Here is a 17,563-nt window from a genome sequence, read left to right on the forward strand (position 1 = left end):
ATTCGATATAGTATCCGATGGAAAGTATCCATGAGATAGTAATTGCCGCGCGCCGGTCCTGTGAGAGGAAATCAATGGCTCATCAGCGCATTCAGGATGTCGATGCGCTGCGCGGGTTCGCGCTGCTCGGCATCTTCGTTGTGAACATCACCTTCATGGCCTCGGGTTATCCCGGCAATCTGGTCGACGATCCGGCCTACTCCGGCGCATTGGACGAGGCGGTGCGCGGCGCGATCGAAGCGCTGGCGAGCATGAAGTTCTACTTGCTGTTCTCGTTCCTGTTCGGTTACAGCTTCACCCTGCAGATGGCCGCGGCCGCGCGGGCCGGGGCGACCTTCCGGCCACGCATGCTGCGACGCATCGCCGGGCTGTTCGCGTTCGGGGTGTTGCACATCGTATTCATCTACGGCGGCGACATCCTCGCCACCTATGCCGTCGCATGCCTGATCCTGCTGGCGCTGCGGGGCGTCGGTGACCGCACGGCGCTCCGGATCGCCTGCTGGATCTTCGGCGTCGTCGTCGTGTGCACCGCGGCCGCCGGGCTCCTCGTCGACACCTCGTCGTTCCTGCCGTCGGCCGACGCGGCGCGCGCCAACGCGGCCGAGCAGACGCAGGCGATGGTGGGCGGATGGTCCGACGTCATCGGCCACAACCTGTCGGGGCTGCCCCTGCTGGTGGCGCAGTCGCTGTCCCTGCAGGGGCCGACCGCGCTGGCGATGTTCCTGCTCGGCATGGTCGCCGGACGACGCGGACTGCTGGACCGCGTGCGCGGCGACGAGGCGGTGCTGCGCCGGATCCAGTGCGCCGGGTTCTCGCTGGGATCGATCGGCGGCCTGGTGTACGCGCTCGGCGGCGGCCCGGCGAACACCCTCGCCTCGGCGGCGGGGATCGCGAGTGCGCCGCTGCTGTCGGCGGCGTACGTGGCGACCCTGCTGCGGGTGATGCACCACCCGCGCGGCGCGGTGCTGCGGCGGGCGCTGGCCCCGGCCGGTCGGATCGCCCTGACGAACTATCTCGCGCAGTCGGTCTTCGGCCTGCTCATATTCACCGGAATCGGCTTGGGCGCAGCGGGTTCGGTATCCCCGGCGGGGCTGTTGGCGCTGGCGTTCGCGATCTTCTGCGGGCAACTGGCGCTCAGCGCGCTCTGGCTGCGCCGCTTCCGCTACGGTCCGGCCGAGTGGGTGCTGCGCTGGATCACCATCGGCCATCGTCCCGCGCTGCGCGACCGAACGCCCGTCGTCTCGGCCTAGCGCCGCGGCGCGCCGGTAGGACTTCGTTCGCCGCTACCGTCGATCAAAGCCGCTGCCGTGTCCCGGGATTGCGTGGCGAGCCTGGGCGATGTCCGGATGCTCGCGCGGCGCGGGCCAGGTAGGTTGTCGATCATGCGTACCGAGGGAGATGCCTGGGATATCACGACCGGGGTCGGGTCGACCGCGCTGTTCGTCGCCGCGGCGCGAGCGCTGGGCGGCGACGACGAGCAGGCCCTGGCGGAAGATCCGTTCGCCGAGGATTTTCTACGTGCCGCCGGAGACGAATGGTCGGCATTACTCGACGGGGAGGCGCCCGGGCATCCGCTCACCGCGACCGAGTTCGGCCGGGACTTCCAGGAATTCCAGGTCGCCCGCACCAAGTACTTCGATGACTACTTCCGTGACGCGACGGCCGCCGAGGTGCGGCAGGTGGTGATCCTGGCCGCCGGGCTGGATGCCCGCGCCTATCGCCTGCCGTGGCCGGACGGCACCGTCGTCTACGAGCTCGATCGACCGCAGGTGCTGGAGTTCAAGCGGAACGTGCTGGCGGACAACGGCGACAAGCCGCGCACCGATCGGCGCGAAGTGCCGGTCGACCTGCGCGAGGACTGGCCGCGGGCACTGCGCGACAGCGGATTCGATCCGTCGGCGCCCACGGCGTGGCTCGCCGAGGGGCTGCTCATCTACCTGCCCGCGGCCGCCGTGGAGCAGTTGTTCGAGGCGATCGCGTCGCTGAGCGCGCCGGGCAGCCGGGTGGCCATCGAGCAGATACAGACCCTGCCCGAGGAGGCAGCCGCCGCGCTGGCCGAGCATTCCGACGAGGCGGACAACGCGGGCAGCGAGTGGCTCCGGCTGATCTACAACGAGCCGCGCAGCGAGGCCGCCGCCTGGTTCACCGCGCGCGGCTGGACCGCCGAGCGCATCGACGTCCCGGATTACCTGCGCGCACACGGCCGTCCGGCGCCTGGCCCGGAACAGTCGGGCGCGCTGGTATCGACACTGGTCAGTCTGGTTACCGCGGTTCGCCCCTGATCTCGGCGCGTTCGACGATGCCGAGGGCGATCGCCACGGCCGCCTCGCCGCACGGCGCGTCGGTCAGTTCCAGGTCGCCCACCAGGCCCACGCTCCGAGACGCCGCCTGGGCCTGGCGGGCATGGAATACCGCCATCGGCGCGTGGTCCGGCTCGGTCATCGCCTGTGTGACCGAGCGGAACTGACAGCGCAGGTCGGCACGCACCGTGGCGGCGAAAGCTACTGTCCCAGAATCGAATTCATTATCGTTCCGGCGCTGGTCGCCAGGACCCCGCCGATCAGTGCCCCCGCGACCATCTTCGGCGATTCCAGCTTTCCGCCGCTCCACTTCTCCCAGCCGAACTTGCCACCGGCGTAGATGATGGCCGTGGTGCCGGACAGTAGGACGAACCATGTGAAGTATCGGACCAGCTTCAGGATCTTGTCCGCGGCCGGAGGCGTCTCCGGCGTCGGGTTCATGACCTGAGCCAGGATTATCTCGTGTGCGGTTTGGAGGATCATGATGCGCTCGTTCCGCGCGACGGCAGTCGTCCCCCTCCATGGTAGAACCCGGATCGAGGCCGCGGACGGCACGAACCCCTTGCCCGCCCGCACCTTTGGCGTTCAGCGGGCTTGACGGCCGGGGCTACTCGTCGTCGAGGCCCGCGGAGAGGAAGGCCGCCGCGGCGATCCACTGGCGGCAGCCGACATGGCGGTCGTGCGCGCGCAGAATCGTGCGAGCCCGCGGGTAACTGAGGCCGTGAGGTTCGTCGGCGCAGTCGTCGGAGTCATCCGAGCCGGCTGCGGGTGCGCGGGTACCGGAGTACTGCAGAAGCTGGTTCATGAGATGCCTTACGCCGTTCGCGGAGGGTCGTCGTCTAGCGCGACGTGGCGGCGCGGGGCTTCCGAACGATCCGGCGCTCTCCGGCCATTTCTCGTCGAGGCCGAGTTTAGGCCGCTGCATTGTGCAGATGCAAGTACATCTGCACGGGCGTAGACCGGGGTGTCGGACAGAACAGACCGGTCGGATGGAAAGCTTCGCCCATTTCCCGTCGACGGGCGTGGATGACGGGTCAAGATCAAAGGTGTTGGCGCTCTTATGGTTCCGATACATCGGAGGGGTCGATCACCGGCAACTGGCGTGCTATCGTCTGAGTGTCGGTTTCAACTGTAAGAACATTTGCGCGAACATATGCAAACACCGGCCCGTCGTCCTGGCGACGGGGCCGACACATCTAGCAGGGAGACAGCCATGACCGATACGACTGCGATGGGTGTTGGTCGCCCGTCTGAACTGAGTTGGCGGAAGAGCTCGTTCAGCAACCCGAGCGGAAACTGCGTCGAAGTGGCCAATCTGGCCAACGGACTGATTGCCGTGCGCAACTCGCGCGACCCCGAGGGCGCGGTGCTGGTCTACACCCGCCCGGAGATCGACGCTTTCCTGCGCGGCGCGAAGAGTGGGGAGTTCGACGATTTGGCGGGCTGAGCGGTAGCATTAGCGTTCGGCGCGGTGTGGTTCGCCACGAATTGCGGTCGAGACCCCACTGCCGGTGATCGTCGAACATCGGAGTAGGACTCATGATCGCAGAACCCGCTCGGATCGGCCACGCGGAATCCCTTGTAGCCGACCGTGGTCCGACTGCGCTTCGGATCGCGGTCGGCGGGCAACTCCGCAAACTCCGCGAGGACGCGGGTATCACCCGCGAGGGCGCGGGCGAGCACATCCGTGGTTCGCATGCCAAGATCAGTCGGCTCGAACTCGGGCGCACCGGATTCAAGGAACGCGACATTCGGGATCTGCTGACGCTGTACGGCGTCGTGGATCCCGATCAGCGTGAGATGTTCCTGGAGCTGGTCCGGCAGGCGAACCAGCCGGGCTGGTGGCATCGTTACAGCGACCTTCTTCCGTCGTGGTTCGAGACCTACCTCGGGCTCGAGCACGCCGCGAAGTCGATCAGAACCTTTGAGGCGCAGCTGGTTCCCGGTCTGCTGCAGACCGAGGAGTACATGCGCGCCGTGGTGGCGCTCGGCCACGAGAACTCCGAGTCGGCGCGGCGGGTCGAGCTGCGCAAGCGTCGGCAGGAGATCCTCGAGCGCCGCGGCGGTCCGACGCTGTGGGCCGTGATCGACGAGGCCGTGCTGCACCGGCCCATCGGCGGTAAGGACGTGCTGCGGGCGCAGATCGAGCACCTGATCGAGATGTCGGCCCGCCCGAACGTGACGATTCAGGTGCTGACGTACTCCGCGGGCGGCCATGCCGCCGCCGGTAGTTCGTTCACGATGCTCCGCTTCGCGGAACAGGAACTGCCCGATATCGTCTATATGGAACAGCTGACCAGTGCGCTGTATCTGGACCGGCAGCAGGATCTGGAGCTGTACCGGCAGGTGATGGACCGGCTCAGCGTGCAGGCCGAGGCGCCGGGGCGCTCACGCACGGCGCTGAAGGACGCGGTCGCGGAGCTGAGGTAATCGCGGCCGATGATGAGGCGACCGTCAGCGTGGGCAGACGGTCGCTCGGCATGGATCGCCTCCGTAGGCCACGCGCGGCCGCTGCCGTGTCATTGCCGGATACAGCTGGACGCGATGCGCCAGAAGGCTTCCGGTTGCATCGAGTCGAAATCCCAATCGTTCACCAAGGCATGTGCGGTGGCGACGATGCGGTCGATATCGAAGTCGTCGCGAGTGGCCGCGCCCGTGGCTTCGACCGCATCGATGACGAAACGCGTCGCGGTTTCCCGCGAGTAGATATGCTGCTCAGGCCGGTCCCTATCCATAAGTCCGAGCCGACCGAGACCCATTGGCTGGTTCATTCGAGCCCCTGACGCCAGGCCGAGGGTAATCCGAGGCAATTTTCTTTACCTCGGGGTCGCCCAACGGCTAACTGGTAGTCCCCTGTACTGCCTTGCACAGTGAGTTTAGGTCGGTGTAGCGAGCAGATGCAAGTACATCTGCAACATCGAATACGCAGTCGCAGAGTGTATTTCGGGTGCTAGGTAGTTGCTATTCGTTGCTGCCGACCGGATCGGATTGCTCGGACGATCCGATCGGGATGATCGGACATGCCACCGCACGTGAGCTGGATAGCGGAGATGGTCGCGTCGGCGCGGCCCGAGACACCCGCGGTGTCGATCTTGGTGTCCGGTTCCAGGTATTTGCGGGCGTGCGAAGGGTCTGCGAACGCGGTGGGAGAAAGTTTGTTTCGACGTGGCGCTGCCGCGCGTAGGCGTGTCGATCTCGGGCAATCGCGAAGCAGGGGAGCCCGTTTCGACAAAAGGAGGAAGCATGCGAACGCTGCGACGGATACCGCTGCGACGGGTACTGGCCACGGGCGCGTCGGTACTGGTGCTGGGATCCGGTGCCGCGGGCGTGGCAGGTGCGCAACCTGCGGCGACGCTGGTGGACCGGGAGTTTCTGATGGCCGCGCACCAGTCACATCTGGCCGAGATCGCTATGGGGAGCCGGGCGAGCGCGATGGCGTCGTGTCGGGAGGTGCAGGAGCTGGCGCCGACGCTGGTCGCCGACCACGCGCGCCTCGACGGGATGGTGACCTCGGTGGCCGCCCGCAACGGGGTCGCGCTGCCGGTGCTACCGACCGCCGATCAGGCACAGACGTTCCTCGGCACGGCCCCGAAGTCCGGGCGCGACTTCGATATCGCGTGGCTGCAGGCGCAGGAACGGGGGCATACCGCCGCGCTGCAGAACGCCGAGCGCGAACTGGCCGCGGGGCAGTCCCCGGACGTCCGGGGCGTGGCGGAGCAGTCCGCGCCGCTCATCGAGGAGCATCTGGAGGAGGTGCGGGAGGCGCTGGCCGAGTGCTGAGCGCGCTGTTGCCCGACCGCCCGCCGGTGACCCGGCGGGCGGTCGACCGCGGGCGGGACGACCGATCGTCCGCGGACGCGCCGATCAATGGCCGCCGGGATCGGGTAGCCGGTCGCCGTCGCGCGACCGGATGCGGCGATGCTCGGCCGCGATGAGGACCCCGCCCGCCACGAGACAGGCGACGGTGACCACGGCGCCGACCACGGTCCACCCGATGAATCCGTATCCGGCGGCGGTGAGCGTCGCGGCCAGCGCGACCAATCCCACGGCGACCAGGACCATGCCCGGCCAGTTGCGAGCGTCGGCGACGGACTCCCCGGCGCGGGAGCGGCTGGTGCGCCGGGTGTCGGGAGAGTAGCGGCGGCGGCGACCCGCGCCGGGCAGGTCGGAGAACGTGGGATCGGTCGGATGTTTGGATGTACCGGACATCAGCGCTGTCCTTCCTGGCTCATGCTGTGCGGACTCGCGGGCAGCACGTCGCCGCCGGATGGGTCCGAACCACATTCCGGGTCTACCCGGTGACACTCGGCTCAATCGCCGCCGGTGGTGGCGGCCGCATGGGTGGCGGGGCCCTCGAGCAGGGTGCCGTCGGCGGCGAATCGGGAGCCGTGCAGCGGGCAGTCCCAGGTGTGTTCGGCGTCGTTCCAGGCGAGGATGCCGCCCAGATGTGGGCAGACCGCGGAGATGCGGCAGGTGCGTCCGTCGACCGTGCTGACGGCGGTCGGCGACCAGCCGCGGCGCTCGACCCGGCCGCCGCCCTCGGGCGGCGGGTCCGAGATGCCCCGGCGCGGCGCGAGGGCACCGGCCCAGCCCGCCGTCAGCCGCGCTCCCACCGCGCCGTTGTCGCGCAACAGGGTCGGCAGCGCGGCGAGTTCGCGGGGATTCCATGTGGCGAAGGCGGACGCCCAGGGGGGACGCTTGCCCCCGAGGTCGGCGGCCAGCACGTGCGCCGCGGCGACGGCATTGGCCAGGCCCCACTTGGCGTATCCGGTCGCCACCAGAACGCGGTGGTCGCCGGGGCGTATCGGTCCGGCGTAGGGCAGCTGGGCGGTCGGCCGGTAGTCCTGGGCCGACCAGCGATACAGCGGTTCGGCGCTCGGGAACCAGGATCGGGTCCAGCTGATGACCTCGTCGGCGTGCGCGCGGGCCGAGCGAGTGCGGCCGACCTCGTGGCCGCTGCCGCCGACCAGGAGCAGATCGCCCTGCTCGCCGGGGAGGTAGCGCAGCGAGCGCACGGGCGCGTCGGCACTCAGGTACATCCCGCTCGGCAGCGGCTCGGAGACTTGGAAGGCGGCGGCGTAGGAGCGCTGCGCGGCGACCCGGGCGAAGAAGCCGCCGCGGTCCAGAATCGGTGTGCCGGTGGCCAATACGACGGTGTGCGCCGCCACGTCGCCCTGATCGGTGTGCAGCATCTGATCGCCGCCCGCGCGAGCGCCGTGCACCCGGGTGCCCTCGAAGATCGGCACACCGCGGGCGTCGAGGTCGGCGTCGAGCGCATCGATCACGGCGATCGCGTCCAACTGGGCCTGGTCGTCCAGCCGCACGGCGCCGTGGTTCGGGAACGGCACGTCGAGGTCGTCGACGAAATACGTGGGCAGCCCGGCCTTACGGGTGGCGGACAGCTCCGCGCGGACCAACTCGGTGTCGTCGCCGGACTGGACATAGGTGACCGCCGCCTCGCGCTGCACGGGGATGTCGTGCTCGGCGCAGTAGCGCAGCAGCCACCGCTGTCCCTCGCGATTCGCGGCGAGGTAGTCGCGCAGCGCCGCGATGCCGTGCCTGCGAGCGATCGCGCTCGCGCGGGTGCCCTGCAGCAGGCTCACCTTCCCGGTGGTGTGCCCGGTGGTCACCGCACCGAGGCGGCGGGCTTCCAGCACCGCCACCTCCACCCCTTGTTCCGCGAGCAGCAGCGCGGTGACCAGACCGGTCAGCCCGCCGCCGACAACGACCACGTCGTAGCGGTGACCCGGGGTGAGCGGTGGATGGGCAGGGGGACGCGGAGGGTGCAGCCAGATGGACGTCATGCATTCGGGTAGCCGGGATCGCGGCACCGAAACGTCGGCGTGGGCGGCGCCGCGGTTGCCGATTGAATGCGCGCGGGGCGGGTACGCGATCAACGCGATGAGGAAGGGAACGACAAATGCGGACGAAGTCGCCGTCATGACCGGCGATCCGGCGGAGGGCGGCGGGACGTGGAACTGGCAGGCGCGGCACGAGACCGAGGCGCAGCGGCTCGACCGGCAGTGGGCCACCCTGATCCAGGAGACCCGCGTCGTGCAGACCGGTGTACAACTGCTGACCGGCCTGCTGCTGACCGTGCCTTTCCAGGAGCGGTTCGAGGAGGTGTCGACGCCGCTGCGGTGGTTGTACCTGGCGACCGCGGCCACCTCGGTCGCCGCGACGGTGTTCCTGGTGGCGCCGGTGTCGGCGCACCGCATGCTGTTTCGCCGACATCGGCTGGCGCGGGCCGTGGCCGACGCGCACCGGTTCGCGATCATCGGCATGGCTCTGCTGGGTCTCGCGCTGACCGGCGTCATCGTGCTGATCTTCGCATTCGTGGCGGGTCCGGTGGCGGGGGCGGTCGCGGGGACCGCCTTCGCCGCGCTGTTCCTCGTGGTCTGGGTCGCGCATCCCTGGCGGCAGCGCCGCATGTCGTCCCCCCGTGACGAATGATGGTATGAATCACACTGGGGCGCAGTGTGTTTCGACTGAAGATGCCCGGGTAGCACCGGAGTGCCCATGATGAACGACATTCTGGAGGTGAATGTCATGACCGAGCACGAGAAGAGTGGCGTCCGAGAGGGCATCGAGGGCGTCGTCGAGGGCGCCAAGGGAAAGGCGAAGGAGACCGCCGGAGCGGTCTTCGACAACGACTCGCTGCGCGAGGAGGGCCGCGCCCAGCAGGACCGGGCCGACTCCGAGCGCGAGGCCGCCAAGCGGGAGGCCCAGGCCGAGAAGGAGCGGACCAAGGCCGAACTCGACGAGGAGCGCCAGCGCGCGTACCAGCGTGACAACTGACCCCTCGATATCCGTGAGAAACCCGGTTGCCCGGCACATCTGCCGGGCAACCGGTCCGTTCGGCGCGGCTCGGCGGCCGGGCACCCGCGTGTTTCCCGGCGGGCAGCGTGTGAGCGGCGGCGCCGCGGGTACCGCCGGAACAGGCCCGTGCCCGGATTCGCGGCGTGCGCCGAGCACAACCGCCGCCGGGACCGACATTTGCGGAGGGAGTGGGATTCGTGACGCCTGCCGGTGATCTGGAACTCGTCGACGCCTGGTGGCGGGCGGCGAACTATCTGTCGGCCGGTCAGCTGTATCTGCTGGACAATCCGCTGCTCACCGAGCCGCTGCGGGCCGACCACATCAAGGGCAGGCTGCTGGGGCACTGGGGCACCGTGCCGGGGTTGACCCTGACCTACGCGCATCTGAACCGGCTGATCGCGCGCGACGGCCACTCGATGCTGTTCGTCGCCGGTCCCGGGCACGGCGCCGCCGGGCTCAACGCCGCGGCGTGGCTGGAGGGCAGCTTCGGCGAACGCCATCCCGCCGCGACCCAGGACGCCGACGGAATGCGAGAGTTGTTCCGGCAGTTCTCCTTTCCCGGCGGCGGGCCGAGCCATGCGTCGCCGCACCTGCCCGGTTCCATCCACGAGGGCGGCGAGCTCGGCTACTCGCTCGCGCACGCCACCGGCGCGGCGCTGGACAATCCGGGACTGACGGTGGTGTGCGTGATCGGTGACGGTGAGGCCGAGACCGGGCCGCTGGCGGCGAGTTGGCACGCGCCCGCGTTCCTGCACCCCGCCGAGGACGGCGCGGTGCTGCCGATTCTGCATCTGAACGGGTACAAGATCGCGAATCCGACGGTGCTCGGCCGGATGCGCCGCGACGATCTGATGGCCCTGCTGCGCGCGCACGGCTGGGCGCCGGTGGTGGTCGCGGGCGATCATCCGGCCAAGGTGCACGAGCAGTACGCCGCCGCGCTGGACGATGCCCTCGAGCGCATCGGCGACATCCGAGCCGGGGGGCGGACCGAGCGGCCCATGATCATCCTGGAGACCCCGAAGGGGTGGACCTGCCCGGCGCGCGTCGACGGGGTGGCGCTGGAGGGCACCTGGCGCGCACACCAGATCCCGCTGGACGAGGTGCGTGACAACCCGTATCACCGTGGGCTGCTGGAGGAATGGCTGCGGTCCTACCATCCCGAGGAGCTGTTCACCGCCGCGGGCGAGCCGGTCGCCGCGCTGCGCGACGCCTGCCCGCGCGGCGAGCTGCGGATGAGCGACAATCCGCTCGCCCACGCCCGCGACAGCGCGGATCTGCGGCTGCCCGACCCGACCGCGCACGCGGTCCAGGTGGGCGCGCCCGCCACCCGCCGCGCCGCGGCGACCTCGGTGCTCGGCCGGTACCTGCGCGACGCGCTGACCGCCAATCCCCGTCGGCTGCTGTTCTTTTCGCCGGACGAGCACTCCTCCAACCGGCTGGACGCGGTACTCGAGGCGACCGGGCGGCGCTGGCAATTGCCGACGCGCTCCGGCGACGAGGGGCTGGCCCCGGACGGCCGGGTGTTCGAGGTGCTGTCGGAGCATCTGTGCCAGGGCTGGCTGGAGGGCTATCTGCTGACCGGGCGGCACGGGGTGTTCTCCACCTACGAGGCCTTCGCGCACATCGTCGACTCGATGGTGGTGCAGCATGCCAAATGGCTGCGCTCGGCCTCGGAATACCACTGGCGCACAACGATTCCCAGCCTCAACTATCTGGTGACCTCGCACGTGTGGCGGCAGGACCACAACGGCGCCTCGCACCAGGACCCCGGATTCATCGACCATGTGCTGAGCAAGCGGCCGGAGGTGTGTCGGGTGTACCTGCCGCCGGACGCCAATTGCCTGCTGCGGGTATTCGACCACTGCCTGCGCGGGCGGGGCCGGGTGAATGTGGTGGTGGCCGGGAAACAGCCCGCGCTGCAGTATCTCTCGTTCGACCAGGCCGCCGATCACTGCGATCAGGGTCTGGGCGTGTGGAGCTGGGCGGGGACCGACGGCGAGGGCGGCACCGACGCGGTGCTGGCCAGCGCGGGCGACGTGCCGACGCAGGAGACCCTCGCGGCGGCGGCGCTGCTGCGGAAGCTGGTCCCGGACTTGGCCGTTCGCGTGGTCAACGTGGTCGACCTGGCCCGGCTGTTCCCGCCGGACCGACATCCGCACGGCATCTCGGACGGCGACTACGTCGAGATATTCACCGCGGACCGGCCGGTCGTATTCGCCTTCCACGGCTATCCGTGGCTGATCCATCAGCTCACCTACCGTCGCCCCGGGCACGAGCGGCTGCACGTGCACGGATTCCACGACAAGGGCACCACCACGACCCCGTTCCAGATGTGCGCGATGAACGGGATCGATCGCTATCACCTGGCGCTGGCGGTCCTGGAACAGGTGCCCCGGATGGCCGAGCGCCTCGGTCATCTGCGCGGGCAGCTGCTCCATCAGGTGCACCGCAACACCGTCCACGCGGAGCGGACCGGCCGCGATCTGCCGGAGATCACCGACTGGGTGTGGCCGGACCCCTGAGCCGGTGCGCCTCCCACTGCCGTGCCGCATCGCGCAAGCCGTGGGTCCAGATATTGGGGTTGCGGTTGGCGGTGGCGGTCCACTCCGCGGCCAGGGCGGTCGCGAAAGCGAGCAGGTCGCCGTCGCCGGCGCGGTGCCAGGACGGCACCCGGGCGGCCCATCGTTCGGAGGTCGCCGGGGTGTGCCCGGCGAAGATCAGCCACACGATCCAGCAGCACGGGTCGATCCAGGGCGCGCCGCGCGTCGCCCACGGCCAGTCGACCAGCCGGGCGCCGGTGTCGGTGACGATGACGTTGCTGTAGTTCCAGTCCGTGTGCAGCAGTGCCGCGCCGGCGAACCGCGCGCCCTCGGCGGGATCGTCGAGGTAGGCCCCCCACCGCACCTCGGCGTCCTTCAGCTCGAGGTCGGCGGGGAAGTGCAGGCGGCCGAGCGCCGCCATCGCCGCCGCCGTCGCCGCGAGATCCGCGTCGACGCGGTAGTCGGCCAAATGTCCTGCGATGTAATCGAATCCGAGCAGATCCCAGCCGCCCGACGCGATCTGCCAGCGCAACCGGGGACCGATCGGGGTCACCTGCGGGCCGAGCGCGGCCTCGCGATGCTGGGTCCAGACCTCGGGGTTGTCGGTGCGCATGCCCTTGAGGAAGGTCCGACCGTCGGCGGTGTCGATCACCACCGCGAGGTGGCTGCTGAACCCGGCGATGACGGATTCGGCGCGCAGCACCGGACCGGTGACCGCCTCGACCGCGGCTCGGGTGACCGCGGGGAGTTCCTCCCAGCTGCGGCGCTGCGACGACGTCTGCGCCCGATCGACGGTCACTACGAACATCTACCGCGAAACGAGCATGGTAGCAAGTGAACTCACACATCGAACCGGCCCGGTCGGGATGCGCGCGCAGGCGTGTGTGCAGGGCATATCTCGGATTGCTGAATTGTGCTGTGGCGCAGTCATATTCGGGCTAGTGGTCGTGGTCGGGGTCGTTCGGACCCGTTCCGGCCGGGTGGCCCCGCCTGTGTGGCATTCCACCGCCGGGTGGCGGGGGCCGGGCGGGGAGAGATCGATTCGGTCGTAGCGGCGGTGACAACCGGCGCGTCCCGTGACACAATGGATCCAGGTTGAGACTACAGCCGATCCCGGTTCGTGCACGGAGTGCGCGAAGCAGCCGGGTCGACGGTCAGTAGAAGCTACCGATTCGTCGCTCGGCGTCTCGCACATCCTCCGCGAGCGGAACTGGCAAGCTCCATTGCACGGGAGGCTTTAGTTATGTCTGCGATTGCCGTTTTGGAACGTCGAGTCGAAGAAATGTCGGACCCGGACGGCGCGGCGCGGTCCGCGCGCGTTCGCGATCGGCTGCGGCACTGCACCATCGTCCGAATCGAGGGCGAGCTGGATGCCGCGGTCGCCGGTGTGTTCCGCAGGGCGCTCCGACAGGCCGTCAGCACCAGTTCCGCCGCGGTCGTTCTGGATCTCGAGCGCACCCGATTCCTGAGCATTGGGTCGGCCCGGTTGCTCACCGTCGCCAAGCGGGCCGCCGCCGAGACCGGCGTGGACCTGCGCTTGGTCGGCGTGCGCCCGGAGGTGGAACGCGTGCTGGAGATCACCGGCATTCGTCCGCTGTTCCGGTACTACCCGTCGATGCAGGCCGCCCTGACGATGGGATAACCGACTTCGGACGCTGGGACCGATGTGACACGCACGTGGTCCCACCGTTCCGTTCGTCGTTTTTGCGCCGGGCGCGGATAATCAGGGGGTGAAACACAGTGGGGAGCTCTCCCCGGACGACGCCAGGCAGATCGAGCGCGTGATAGGCGCTGGGACGCCACAGAGCGTGGGCAGCTTCCGCTTCTGGTTTGCCGACCAGCGATGGGAATGGTCCGACGAGGTGGCGGCCATGCACGGATACGAACCGGGTTCGGTGCGCCCGACCACGGAGCTGCTGCTCGAACACAAGCATCCGGAAGATCGGGAACTGGTGGCGACGACACTGGCCCGCTCCATCGACCGGGCGGAGCCGTTCTGCAGCCGTCACCGCATCATCGATACGATGGGGCAGACGCACCACGTGATCGTGGTGGGCGACCAGCTGCACGAGGACGGCGCGGTGGTCGGTACCACCGGCTACTACGTCGACGTGACCGAGACCCTCGACGAGCACAAGCAGGAGACCCTCAGCGACGCCCTGCCCGAACTGTACGAGGCGCGGGCCGTGATCGAACAGGCGAAGGGCGGGCTGATGCTGGTGTACGGCATCGGCGCCGAGCAGGCGTTCCGCGTGCTCACGTGGCGGTCTCAGGAGACCAACGTGAAGCTGCGGGCGCTGGCTCAGGAACTGGTCCGGCATATGGTGGAGCTGGGCGGCGGGTCCGCCGAGGTGCGCACCCGCTTCGATCACCTGTTGCTGACCGTGCACCAGCACTTCGACCGCTAGCGGGGTGTGCGTGCGTTTCGCGTCCACGACATCGGGTACGCCGCGCAGTGATACCGCCGCCCGATGGAGAGAGGCTGTGCCGTGGCATACCCTTCCGACCCGATCCGGCCCGCCCGGGGCACGGCGACGGCTGGACCTGGCGTGCCCGGCGCATCGGTGTGGGCGGCGGTTCTCGACGTGCGTGCGGGGGTGGACACCAACACCCGAGGGCAAGTGGTCGGATCATGGACTTGAGGTCGAACGGTTGGCGCAACGGCCGGGGTCCGCGGGCCCCCGCCGGGTTCACCGGTTGGGAGGAGAGACAAGTGTCGATGAGTGAATGGGTTGCGAGGTCCCCGGTGCAGACATCCAGCGTGGGCATCCGGGTACCGGCCGACCTGAATCAGCTCACCATGTTGCGCGCGCTGGCCGAGACGGTCGCGCTGATCGCGGATTTCGCGCTCGACGAGGTCACCGATATCCGGGTCGCGTTGGACGAGATCGCCACCGCCCTGATCACCGAGGCGGCGCCCGCCTCGGCGATCGACTGCGATTTCGGCTACGACGACGGCGCGATGACGGTGCGGGTGACGGCGGTCGCGGGCGTCGAGGACGCGTTCGACGAGGACGGCTTCGGCTGGCATGTGCTGCGGACCATCACCGATGACATCGCCGCTCGGACAGATCCGTTCGACGCCGACCGCAACGGGTATCCGGTAACCGTGGAATTCAGCCGTGCACGGGGTGAGGCCGATGGCGGATGATCGGCGTGGCCGGCGCCACCGCGGCGGCGACAGCTATGACAACATCGAACCGGTATTCGCGGAGCTGGCCGCGGTCGACCCGGATGATCCGCAGCGGGAAGCGTTGCGGGAGAAGATTATCGGGCTGTGTCTGCCCTTGGCCGACCACATCGCCCGCAAGTTCTCCGGGCGTGGAGAGAATTTCGACGATCTGCTGCAGGTAGCCCGCATCGGGCTGGTGCAGGCGGTGGATCGGTTCGACGTCACGCGCGGCTCGTCGTTCCTGTCGTTCGCGGTGCCGACGATCATGGGAGAGGTGCGCCGGCACTTCCGCGACAACACCTGGGCGGTGCGGGTTCCGCGGCGTACCAAGGAGATTCAGCTGTCCATCGGCGGTGCGATCGAGGGGTTGGCGCAGCGGCTGGGCCGATTGCCCAAGGCCCGCGAGATCGCCGCCGAACTGGATGTGGATCTGGTGGAGGTCACCCAGGCGCTGATCGCGGGCAACGCGTATCAGATGTCCTCGCTCGAGGCGGTGACCGCCGACGACGGCGAGAACACGCCGCTGCCCCTGCGTGACGTGCTGGGAGCGCCGGAGCCGAAATACGATCGCGTGGAGGAGTTCATGGCGGTCCAGCCGCTGCTCGCCGACTTGCCCGAACGCGAGAAACAGGTCCTGACCATGCGCTTCTTCGAGTCCAAGACGCAGACCCAGATCGCCGAAGCCCTGGGCATCTCGCAGATGCACGTCTCCCGCATCCTCGCCAAGACCCTCACCTGGCTCCGCGAGGAGGCGCTGCGCGACTGACCCCGCCCTGCCCGCACCCCTGCGGGAACCCTCAGCGCATGGTGGGTTCCGGGGGGTGCGGGTCGTGAGGGTTGGGTGGTTCCGGGGTGGGATTCGGGTCAGGGCGGCCCGGGTACGGGGTCGGGCCCGGAAGAGGTGGGTCGGGCGGTCGGCCGGGCGGTTCCGGATGGGGGTTCGGTCGTGGAGGTTCGGGGTTGGGGTCTGGCCGTGGGGGTTCGGGATAGGGGTTTGGTCGTGGGGGTTCCGGGTTCGGGTTCGGTCGTGGAGGTTCGGGGTCTTGACCGGGCCAGGAGAACTCGATGTAGGGGTCGGGCCGGAGCGGTTCGGGGTTCGGGTTGGGCCACGGTGGTCCGGTGTAGCGGTCGGGCAGGGGGAGGTCGGGGTCGGGCCAGAGTATTTCGGCGTAGGGGTTCGCCAGCGGCGACCTGGTGTCCGGGTGTGGTTGGGGCGGTAGGGAATTGGGGCTCGGTAGTGGTGGGCCGGGGTTGGGCGCTGGGTCGGCGGGGCCCGGGTTGGGCAGCGGATCGGGCGGCCCGGCGTTGGGAATCGGGCCCTGCGGGCCGATGTCGGCGATCGGGCTCGACATTCGGTGCGCGGGCATCGCCGGTGCGGCGCCGGGGTACGGGACGGTCTCCGTGCCGCCGGGGCCCGGGAGCGGGTCCGGCGGGCCCGGATCTGGGAGGGGGTCGGGCCGTCCGGGGTCGGGGATCGGGCCCGGGGGTTCCGGCGTCGGGTCGGGCGGCGGCGGTTCGGGGACCGGCGGTGCGAACGGGTCCGGGGGGACGGGGTCCGTCGGTGTGGGAGTGGGAACGGTGAAGTCCGGGCGGGCGGACCCCGGCGCCGCGTCGGCGGTCGCTTCCGGCGCGATGGCGGCGGGTGCCAGTGCGCGCACGTCGACACCTTCGTAGGCGATGCCGCTGCGCCCCGCGAACCGCGCGGCCTCGGTCATCTCGTCGTGGCGAGGGGTGGGTGCGGGGTTCTCGCTGTACATGTGATGCCTCCTTCGACGAGGTCGTCGCGTACCGGCGGGCGCCGCGACCGCCGATGCCGCGCCGCATGTCCGGTCACCGGTGGCGGTACCGGGCGCGCAGCGGCCGAGTGGTGGTCGGCTCTCGCGGGCACGTAGTGGCCACGTGGGCCGGATACCCGACGATCGCCCGCGCAATCATGGCGTCGGACCAGGTAGTGGGGTTGCGGGTTTCGCGCGCCCGGACGCGGTAACCCGGCGACCATGAGTGATCAGCACGGTGACGAACGCGTGCCGGGGCCACCGGACCCGATCGAGTGGCAGGACGTCCCCAGTAGCGCCGAGCACCTGGACGAGGACGAACTGGACGCCGATCCGCTCGAGGAGGGGGTCGAGCCGCCGGAGGGCTGGGCCGCGGCGGATCGCTTCGGTACCACGCCGAACGAGCAGCGCGAGGGACCCCGCATCGATGACCGATTGGCCGCGGAGGAACCGGACGTGTCCCCGCAGTCTCCGCCCGCGCAGCCGTGAATTGTTCCCGGTACAGCGTGTGCTGCTCAGGCGTCGCGATAGCTGCGGGCTACGAGTGCGGAGCGGAGGTACCAGAGTCCGCTGGCTTGGGTGGGGTCGAAGCCGGTGAGTTGGCTGATGCGTTTGAGTCGGTAGTCGACGGTGTTGGTGTGGACGTGGAGGAGGCGGGCGGTGCGTTGGCGGTTGAGGTTGTGGGCGATGTGGGTTTGTAGGGTGTCGAGGAGTTCGGGGTGGTGGTCGAGGGGGTCGAGGAGGGAGCCGAGGTATTCGCGTCCGGGGCCGGGGCGGGTGAGTTGGTATTCGAGGGCGAGGTCGTCGAAGCGGTAGAGGGCGGGTTCGGAGTGTAGGCGGGCGACCATGTCGAGGAGTTGGTGGGCTTGGTCGGCGGCGGTGGGGATGGTGTGGGTTCCGGCGGTGACGATGGTGGCGGTGATGGGTGCTCGGGCGGCGTGGGACAGGTGGGTGATG

22 protein-coding genes are annotated in these 17,563 nt (G+C 69.4%); 13 read left to right on the forward strand and 9 right to left on the reverse strand.

Annotation, left to right across the window (positions count from 1 at the left end):
• Nucleotides 1-74: 74 nt before the first annotated feature.
• Together ACYVLQ_RS27230 and ACYVLQ_RS27235 are read left to right on the forward strand one after the other, a co-directional pair.
• Complete coding sequence (locus ACYVLQ_RS27230; protein ID WP_460700380.1) at nt 75-1,250, forward strand: DUF418 domain-containing protein; 1,176 nt, start codon at nt 75-77, stop codon at nt 1,248-1,250.
• Nucleotides 1,251-1,382: 132 nt separating this feature from the next.
• Nucleotides 1,383-2,282 (forward strand): class I SAM-dependent methyltransferase, encoded by a 900-nt coding sequence (locus ACYVLQ_RS27235; protein ID WP_460700381.1) that lies wholly within the window; start codon nt 1,383-1,385, stop codon nt 2,280-2,282.
• On the opposite strand, the gene ACYVLQ_RS27240 is transcribed toward ACYVLQ_RS27235, so the two are convergent.
• The 3 genes from ACYVLQ_RS27240 to ACYVLQ_RS27250 all read right to left on the reverse strand — a co-directional run bounded on the left by ACYVLQ_RS27240 (nt 2,263) and on the right by ACYVLQ_RS27250 (nt 3,105).
• Nucleotides 2,263-2,442 (reverse strand): hypothetical protein, encoded by a 180-nt coding sequence (locus tag ACYVLQ_RS27240; RefSeq protein WP_460700382.1) that lies wholly within the window; start codon nt 2,440-2,442, stop codon nt 2,263-2,265. The two genes, ACYVLQ_RS27235 and ACYVLQ_RS27240, sit on opposite strands and share 20 nt — an antisense overlap.
• Before the next feature lie 59 nt (nt 2,443-2,501).
• Nucleotides 2,502-2,783: a hypothetical protein gene (locus ACYVLQ_RS27245; protein WP_460700383.1), complete on the reverse strand. Its 282-nt coding sequence runs from the start codon at nt 2,781-2,783 to the stop codon at nt 2,502-2,504.
• A gap of 124 nt (nt 2,784-2,907) precedes the next feature.
• A complete protein-coding gene (locus ACYVLQ_RS27250) occupies nt 2,908-3,105 on the reverse strand; it encodes a hypothetical protein (protein WP_460700384.1) in 198 nt (65 codons plus the stop codon).
• Nucleotides 3,106-3,513: 408 nt separating this feature from the next.
• On the opposite strand from ACYVLQ_RS27250, the gene ACYVLQ_RS27255 reads away from it, so the two are divergent.
• Together ACYVLQ_RS27255 and ACYVLQ_RS27260 are read left to right on the forward strand one after the other, a co-directional pair.
• Nucleotides 3,514-3,747, forward strand: a complete 234-nt coding sequence (locus ACYVLQ_RS27255; protein ID WP_068016995.1) for a DUF397 domain-containing protein — start codon at nt 3,514-3,516, stop codon at nt 3,745-3,747.
• A 92-nt stretch (nt 3,748-3,839) separates the two neighbouring features.
• Nucleotides 3,840-4,730 carry a helix-turn-helix domain-containing protein gene (locus ACYVLQ_RS27260; protein ID WP_460700385.1) on the forward strand — a complete coding sequence of 297 codons (891 nt, stop codon included), beginning with the start codon at nt 3,840-3,842 and terminating at the stop codon, nt 4,728-4,730.
• A gap of 89 nt (nt 4,731-4,819) precedes the next feature.
• Here the strand turns inward: ACYVLQ_RS27260 and ACYVLQ_RS27265 are convergent, their stop codons facing one another.
• The gene (locus ACYVLQ_RS27265; RefSeq protein ID WP_460700386.1) at nt 4,820-5,071 is read right to left on the reverse strand and encodes a hypothetical protein; all 252 of its coding nucleotides are present in this window, start codon (nt 5,069-5,071) and stop codon (nt 4,820-4,822) included.
• A gap of 472 nt (nt 5,072-5,543) precedes the next feature.
• Between ACYVLQ_RS27265 and ACYVLQ_RS27270 the strand changes: the two genes are divergently transcribed.
• Nucleotides 5,544-6,080 carry a DUF4142 domain-containing protein gene (locus tag ACYVLQ_RS27270; RefSeq protein WP_460700387.1) on the forward strand — a complete coding sequence of 179 codons (537 nt, stop codon included), beginning with the start codon at nt 5,544-5,546 and terminating at the stop codon, nt 6,078-6,080.
• A gap of 84 nt (nt 6,081-6,164) precedes the next feature.
• Here ACYVLQ_RS27270 and ACYVLQ_RS27275 read toward each other — a convergent pair whose 3' ends face one another.
• Entirely contained in the window at nt 6,165-6,509 is a 345-nt protein-coding gene (locus tag ACYVLQ_RS27275) for a hypothetical protein (RefSeq protein WP_460700388.1), read from the reverse strand.
• Nucleotides 6,510-6,610: 101 nt separating this feature from the next.
• A complete protein-coding gene (locus ACYVLQ_RS27280; protein ID WP_460700389.1) occupies nt 6,611-8,104 on the reverse strand; it encodes an FAD-dependent oxidoreductase in 1,494 nt (497 codons plus the stop codon).
• 136 nt (nt 8,105-8,240) lie between these two features.
• Here ACYVLQ_RS27280 and ACYVLQ_RS27285 point away from each other — a divergent pair, with 136 nt between their 5' ends.
• From ACYVLQ_RS27285 to ACYVLQ_RS27295, 3 genes are all read left to right on the forward strand, one after another.
• Nucleotides 8,241-8,753: a DUF6328 family protein gene (locus ACYVLQ_RS27285; protein WP_460700390.1), complete on the forward strand. Its 513-nt coding sequence runs from the start codon at nt 8,241-8,243 to the stop codon at nt 8,751-8,753.
• Nucleotides 8,754-8,819: 66 nt separating this feature from the next.
• Nucleotides 8,820-9,098, forward strand: a complete 279-nt coding sequence (gene mbp1, locus ACYVLQ_RS27290) for a microaggregate-binding protein 1 (RefSeq protein WP_460700391.1) — start codon at nt 8,820-8,822, stop codon at nt 9,096-9,098.
• Nucleotides 9,099-9,307: 209 nt separating this feature from the next.
• Nucleotides 9,308-11,641 carry a phosphoketolase family protein gene (locus tag ACYVLQ_RS27295; RefSeq protein ID WP_460700392.1) on the forward strand — a complete coding sequence of 778 codons (2,334 nt, stop codon included), beginning with the start codon at nt 9,308-9,310 and terminating at the stop codon, nt 11,639-11,641.
• Here ACYVLQ_RS27295 and ACYVLQ_RS27300 read toward each other — a convergent pair.
• Nucleotides 11,613-12,467, reverse strand: coding sequence for a hypothetical protein (locus ACYVLQ_RS27300; RefSeq protein ID WP_460700393.1), 855 nt, complete (start codon nt 12,465-12,467; stop codon nt 11,613-11,615). The two genes, ACYVLQ_RS27295 and ACYVLQ_RS27300, sit on opposite strands and share 29 nt — an antisense overlap.
• A 474-nt stretch (nt 12,468-12,941) precedes the next feature.
• Between ACYVLQ_RS27300 and ACYVLQ_RS27305 the strand changes: the two genes are divergently transcribed.
• The 4 genes from ACYVLQ_RS27305 (at nt 12,942) to ACYVLQ_RS27320 (ending at nt 15,597) form a co-directional block, all read left to right on the forward strand.
• Nucleotides 12,942-13,301 (forward strand): STAS domain-containing protein, encoded by a 360-nt coding sequence (locus ACYVLQ_RS27305; RefSeq protein ID WP_460700394.1) that lies wholly within the window; start codon nt 12,942-12,944, stop codon nt 13,299-13,301.
• Between the two features lie 88 nt (nt 13,302-13,389).
• On the forward strand, nt 13,390-14,067 hold the full coding sequence (locus ACYVLQ_RS27310; protein WP_460700395.1) for a PAS and ANTAR domain-containing protein: 678 nt from the start codon (nt 13,390-13,392) through the stop codon (nt 14,065-14,067).
• Between the two features lie 311 nt (nt 14,068-14,378).
• On the forward strand, nt 14,379-14,810 hold the full coding sequence (locus ACYVLQ_RS27315; protein ID WP_460700396.1) for an ATP-binding protein: 432 nt from the start codon (nt 14,379-14,381) through the stop codon (nt 14,808-14,810).
• The gene (locus ACYVLQ_RS27320) at nt 14,800-15,597 is read left to right on the forward strand and encodes an RNA polymerase sigma factor SigF (protein ID WP_460700397.1); all 798 of its coding nucleotides are present in this window, start codon (nt 14,800-14,802) and stop codon (nt 15,595-15,597) included. Before ACYVLQ_RS27315 ends, ACYVLQ_RS27320 begins: the two co-directional genes overlap by 11 nt.
• A 31-nt stretch (nt 15,598-15,628) precedes the next feature.
• Here the strand turns inward: ACYVLQ_RS27320 and ACYVLQ_RS27325 are convergent, their stop codons facing one another.
• Entirely contained in the window at nt 15,629-16,588 is a 960-nt protein-coding gene (locus ACYVLQ_RS27325) for a hypothetical protein (protein WP_460700398.1), read from the reverse strand.
• A gap of 240 nt (nt 16,589-16,828) precedes the next feature.
• Here ACYVLQ_RS27325 and ACYVLQ_RS27330 point away from each other — a divergent pair, with 240 nt between their 5' ends.
• Complete coding sequence (locus tag ACYVLQ_RS27330) at nt 16,829-17,095, forward strand: hypothetical protein (RefSeq protein WP_460700399.1); 267 nt, start codon at nt 16,829-16,831, stop codon at nt 17,093-17,095.
• A gap of 26 nt (nt 17,096-17,121) precedes the next feature.
• On the opposite strand, the gene ACYVLQ_RS27335 is transcribed toward ACYVLQ_RS27330, so the two are convergent.
• On the reverse strand, nt 17,122-17,563 hold a 442-nt coding region (locus ACYVLQ_RS27335; protein WP_460700400.1), incomplete at its 5' end, for a PucR family transcriptional regulator.

The organism is Nocardia thraciensis (assembly GCF_054782435.1).

Bases quoted from the DNA above. Each gene is read 5' to 3' on its own strand.
- ACYVLQ_RS27230 (WP_460700380.1), top strand. From the start codon at position 75: ATGGCTCATCAGCGCATTCAGGATGTCGATGCGCTGCGCGGGTTCGCG.
- ACYVLQ_RS27235 (WP_460700381.1), top strand. From the start codon at position 1,383: ATGCGTACCGAGGGAGATGCCTGGGATATCACGACCGGGGTCGGGTCG.
- ACYVLQ_RS27240 (WP_460700382.1), bottom strand. From the start codon at position 2,442: ATGACCGAGCCGGACCACGCGCCGATGGCGGTATTCCATGCCCGCCAG.
- ACYVLQ_RS27245 (WP_460700383.1), bottom strand. From the start codon at position 2,783: ATGATCCTCCAAACCGCACACGAGATAATCCTGGCTCAGGTCATGAAC.
- ACYVLQ_RS27250 (WP_460700384.1), bottom strand. From the start codon at position 3,105: ATGAACCAGCTTCTGCAGTACTCCGGTACCCGCGCACCCGCAGCCGGC.
- ACYVLQ_RS27255 (WP_068016995.1), top strand. From the start codon at position 3,514: ATGACCGATACGACTGCGATGGGTGTTGGTCGCCCGTCTGAACTGAGT.
- ACYVLQ_RS27260 (WP_460700385.1), top strand. From the start codon at position 3,840: ATGATCGCAGAACCCGCTCGGATCGGCCACGCGGAATCCCTTGTAGCC.
- ACYVLQ_RS27265 (WP_460700386.1), bottom strand. From the start codon at position 5,071: ATGAACCAGCCAATGGGTCTCGGTCGGCTCGGACTTATGGATAGGGAC.
- ACYVLQ_RS27270 (WP_460700387.1), top strand. From the start codon at position 5,544: ATGCGAACGCTGCGACGGATACCGCTGCGACGGGTACTGGCCACGGGC.
- ACYVLQ_RS27275 (WP_460700388.1), bottom strand. From the start codon at position 6,509: ATGTCCGGTACATCCAAACATCCGACCGATCCCACGTTCTCCGACCTG.
- ACYVLQ_RS27280 (WP_460700389.1), bottom strand. From the start codon at position 8,104: ATGACGTCCATCTGGCTGCACCCTCCGCGTCCCCCTGCCCATCCACCG.
- ACYVLQ_RS27285 (WP_460700390.1), top strand. From the start codon at position 8,241: ATGACCGGCGATCCGGCGGAGGGCGGCGGGACGTGGAACTGGCAGGCG.
- mbp1 (WP_460700391.1), top strand. From the start codon at position 8,820: ATGATGAACGACATTCTGGAGGTGAATGTCATGACCGAGCACGAGAAG.
- ACYVLQ_RS27300 (WP_460700393.1), bottom strand. From the start codon at position 12,467: ATGTTCGTAGTGACCGTCGATCGGGCGCAGACGTCGTCGCAGCGCCGC.
- ACYVLQ_RS27305 (WP_460700394.1), top strand. From the start codon at position 12,942: ATGTCGGACCCGGACGGCGCGGCGCGGTCCGCGCGCGTTCGCGATCGG.
- ACYVLQ_RS27315 (WP_460700396.1), top strand. From the start codon at position 14,379: ATGAGTGAATGGGTTGCGAGGTCCCCGGTGCAGACATCCAGCGTGGGC.
- ACYVLQ_RS27320 (WP_460700397.1), top strand. From the start codon at position 14,800: ATGGCGGATGATCGGCGTGGCCGGCGCCACCGCGGCGGCGACAGCTAT.
- ACYVLQ_RS27325 (WP_460700398.1), bottom strand. From the start codon at position 16,588: ATGTACAGCGAGAACCCCGCACCCACCCCTCGCCACGACGAGATGACC.
- ACYVLQ_RS27330 (WP_460700399.1), top strand. From the start codon at position 16,829: ATGAGTGATCAGCACGGTGACGAACGCGTGCCGGGGCCACCGGACCCG.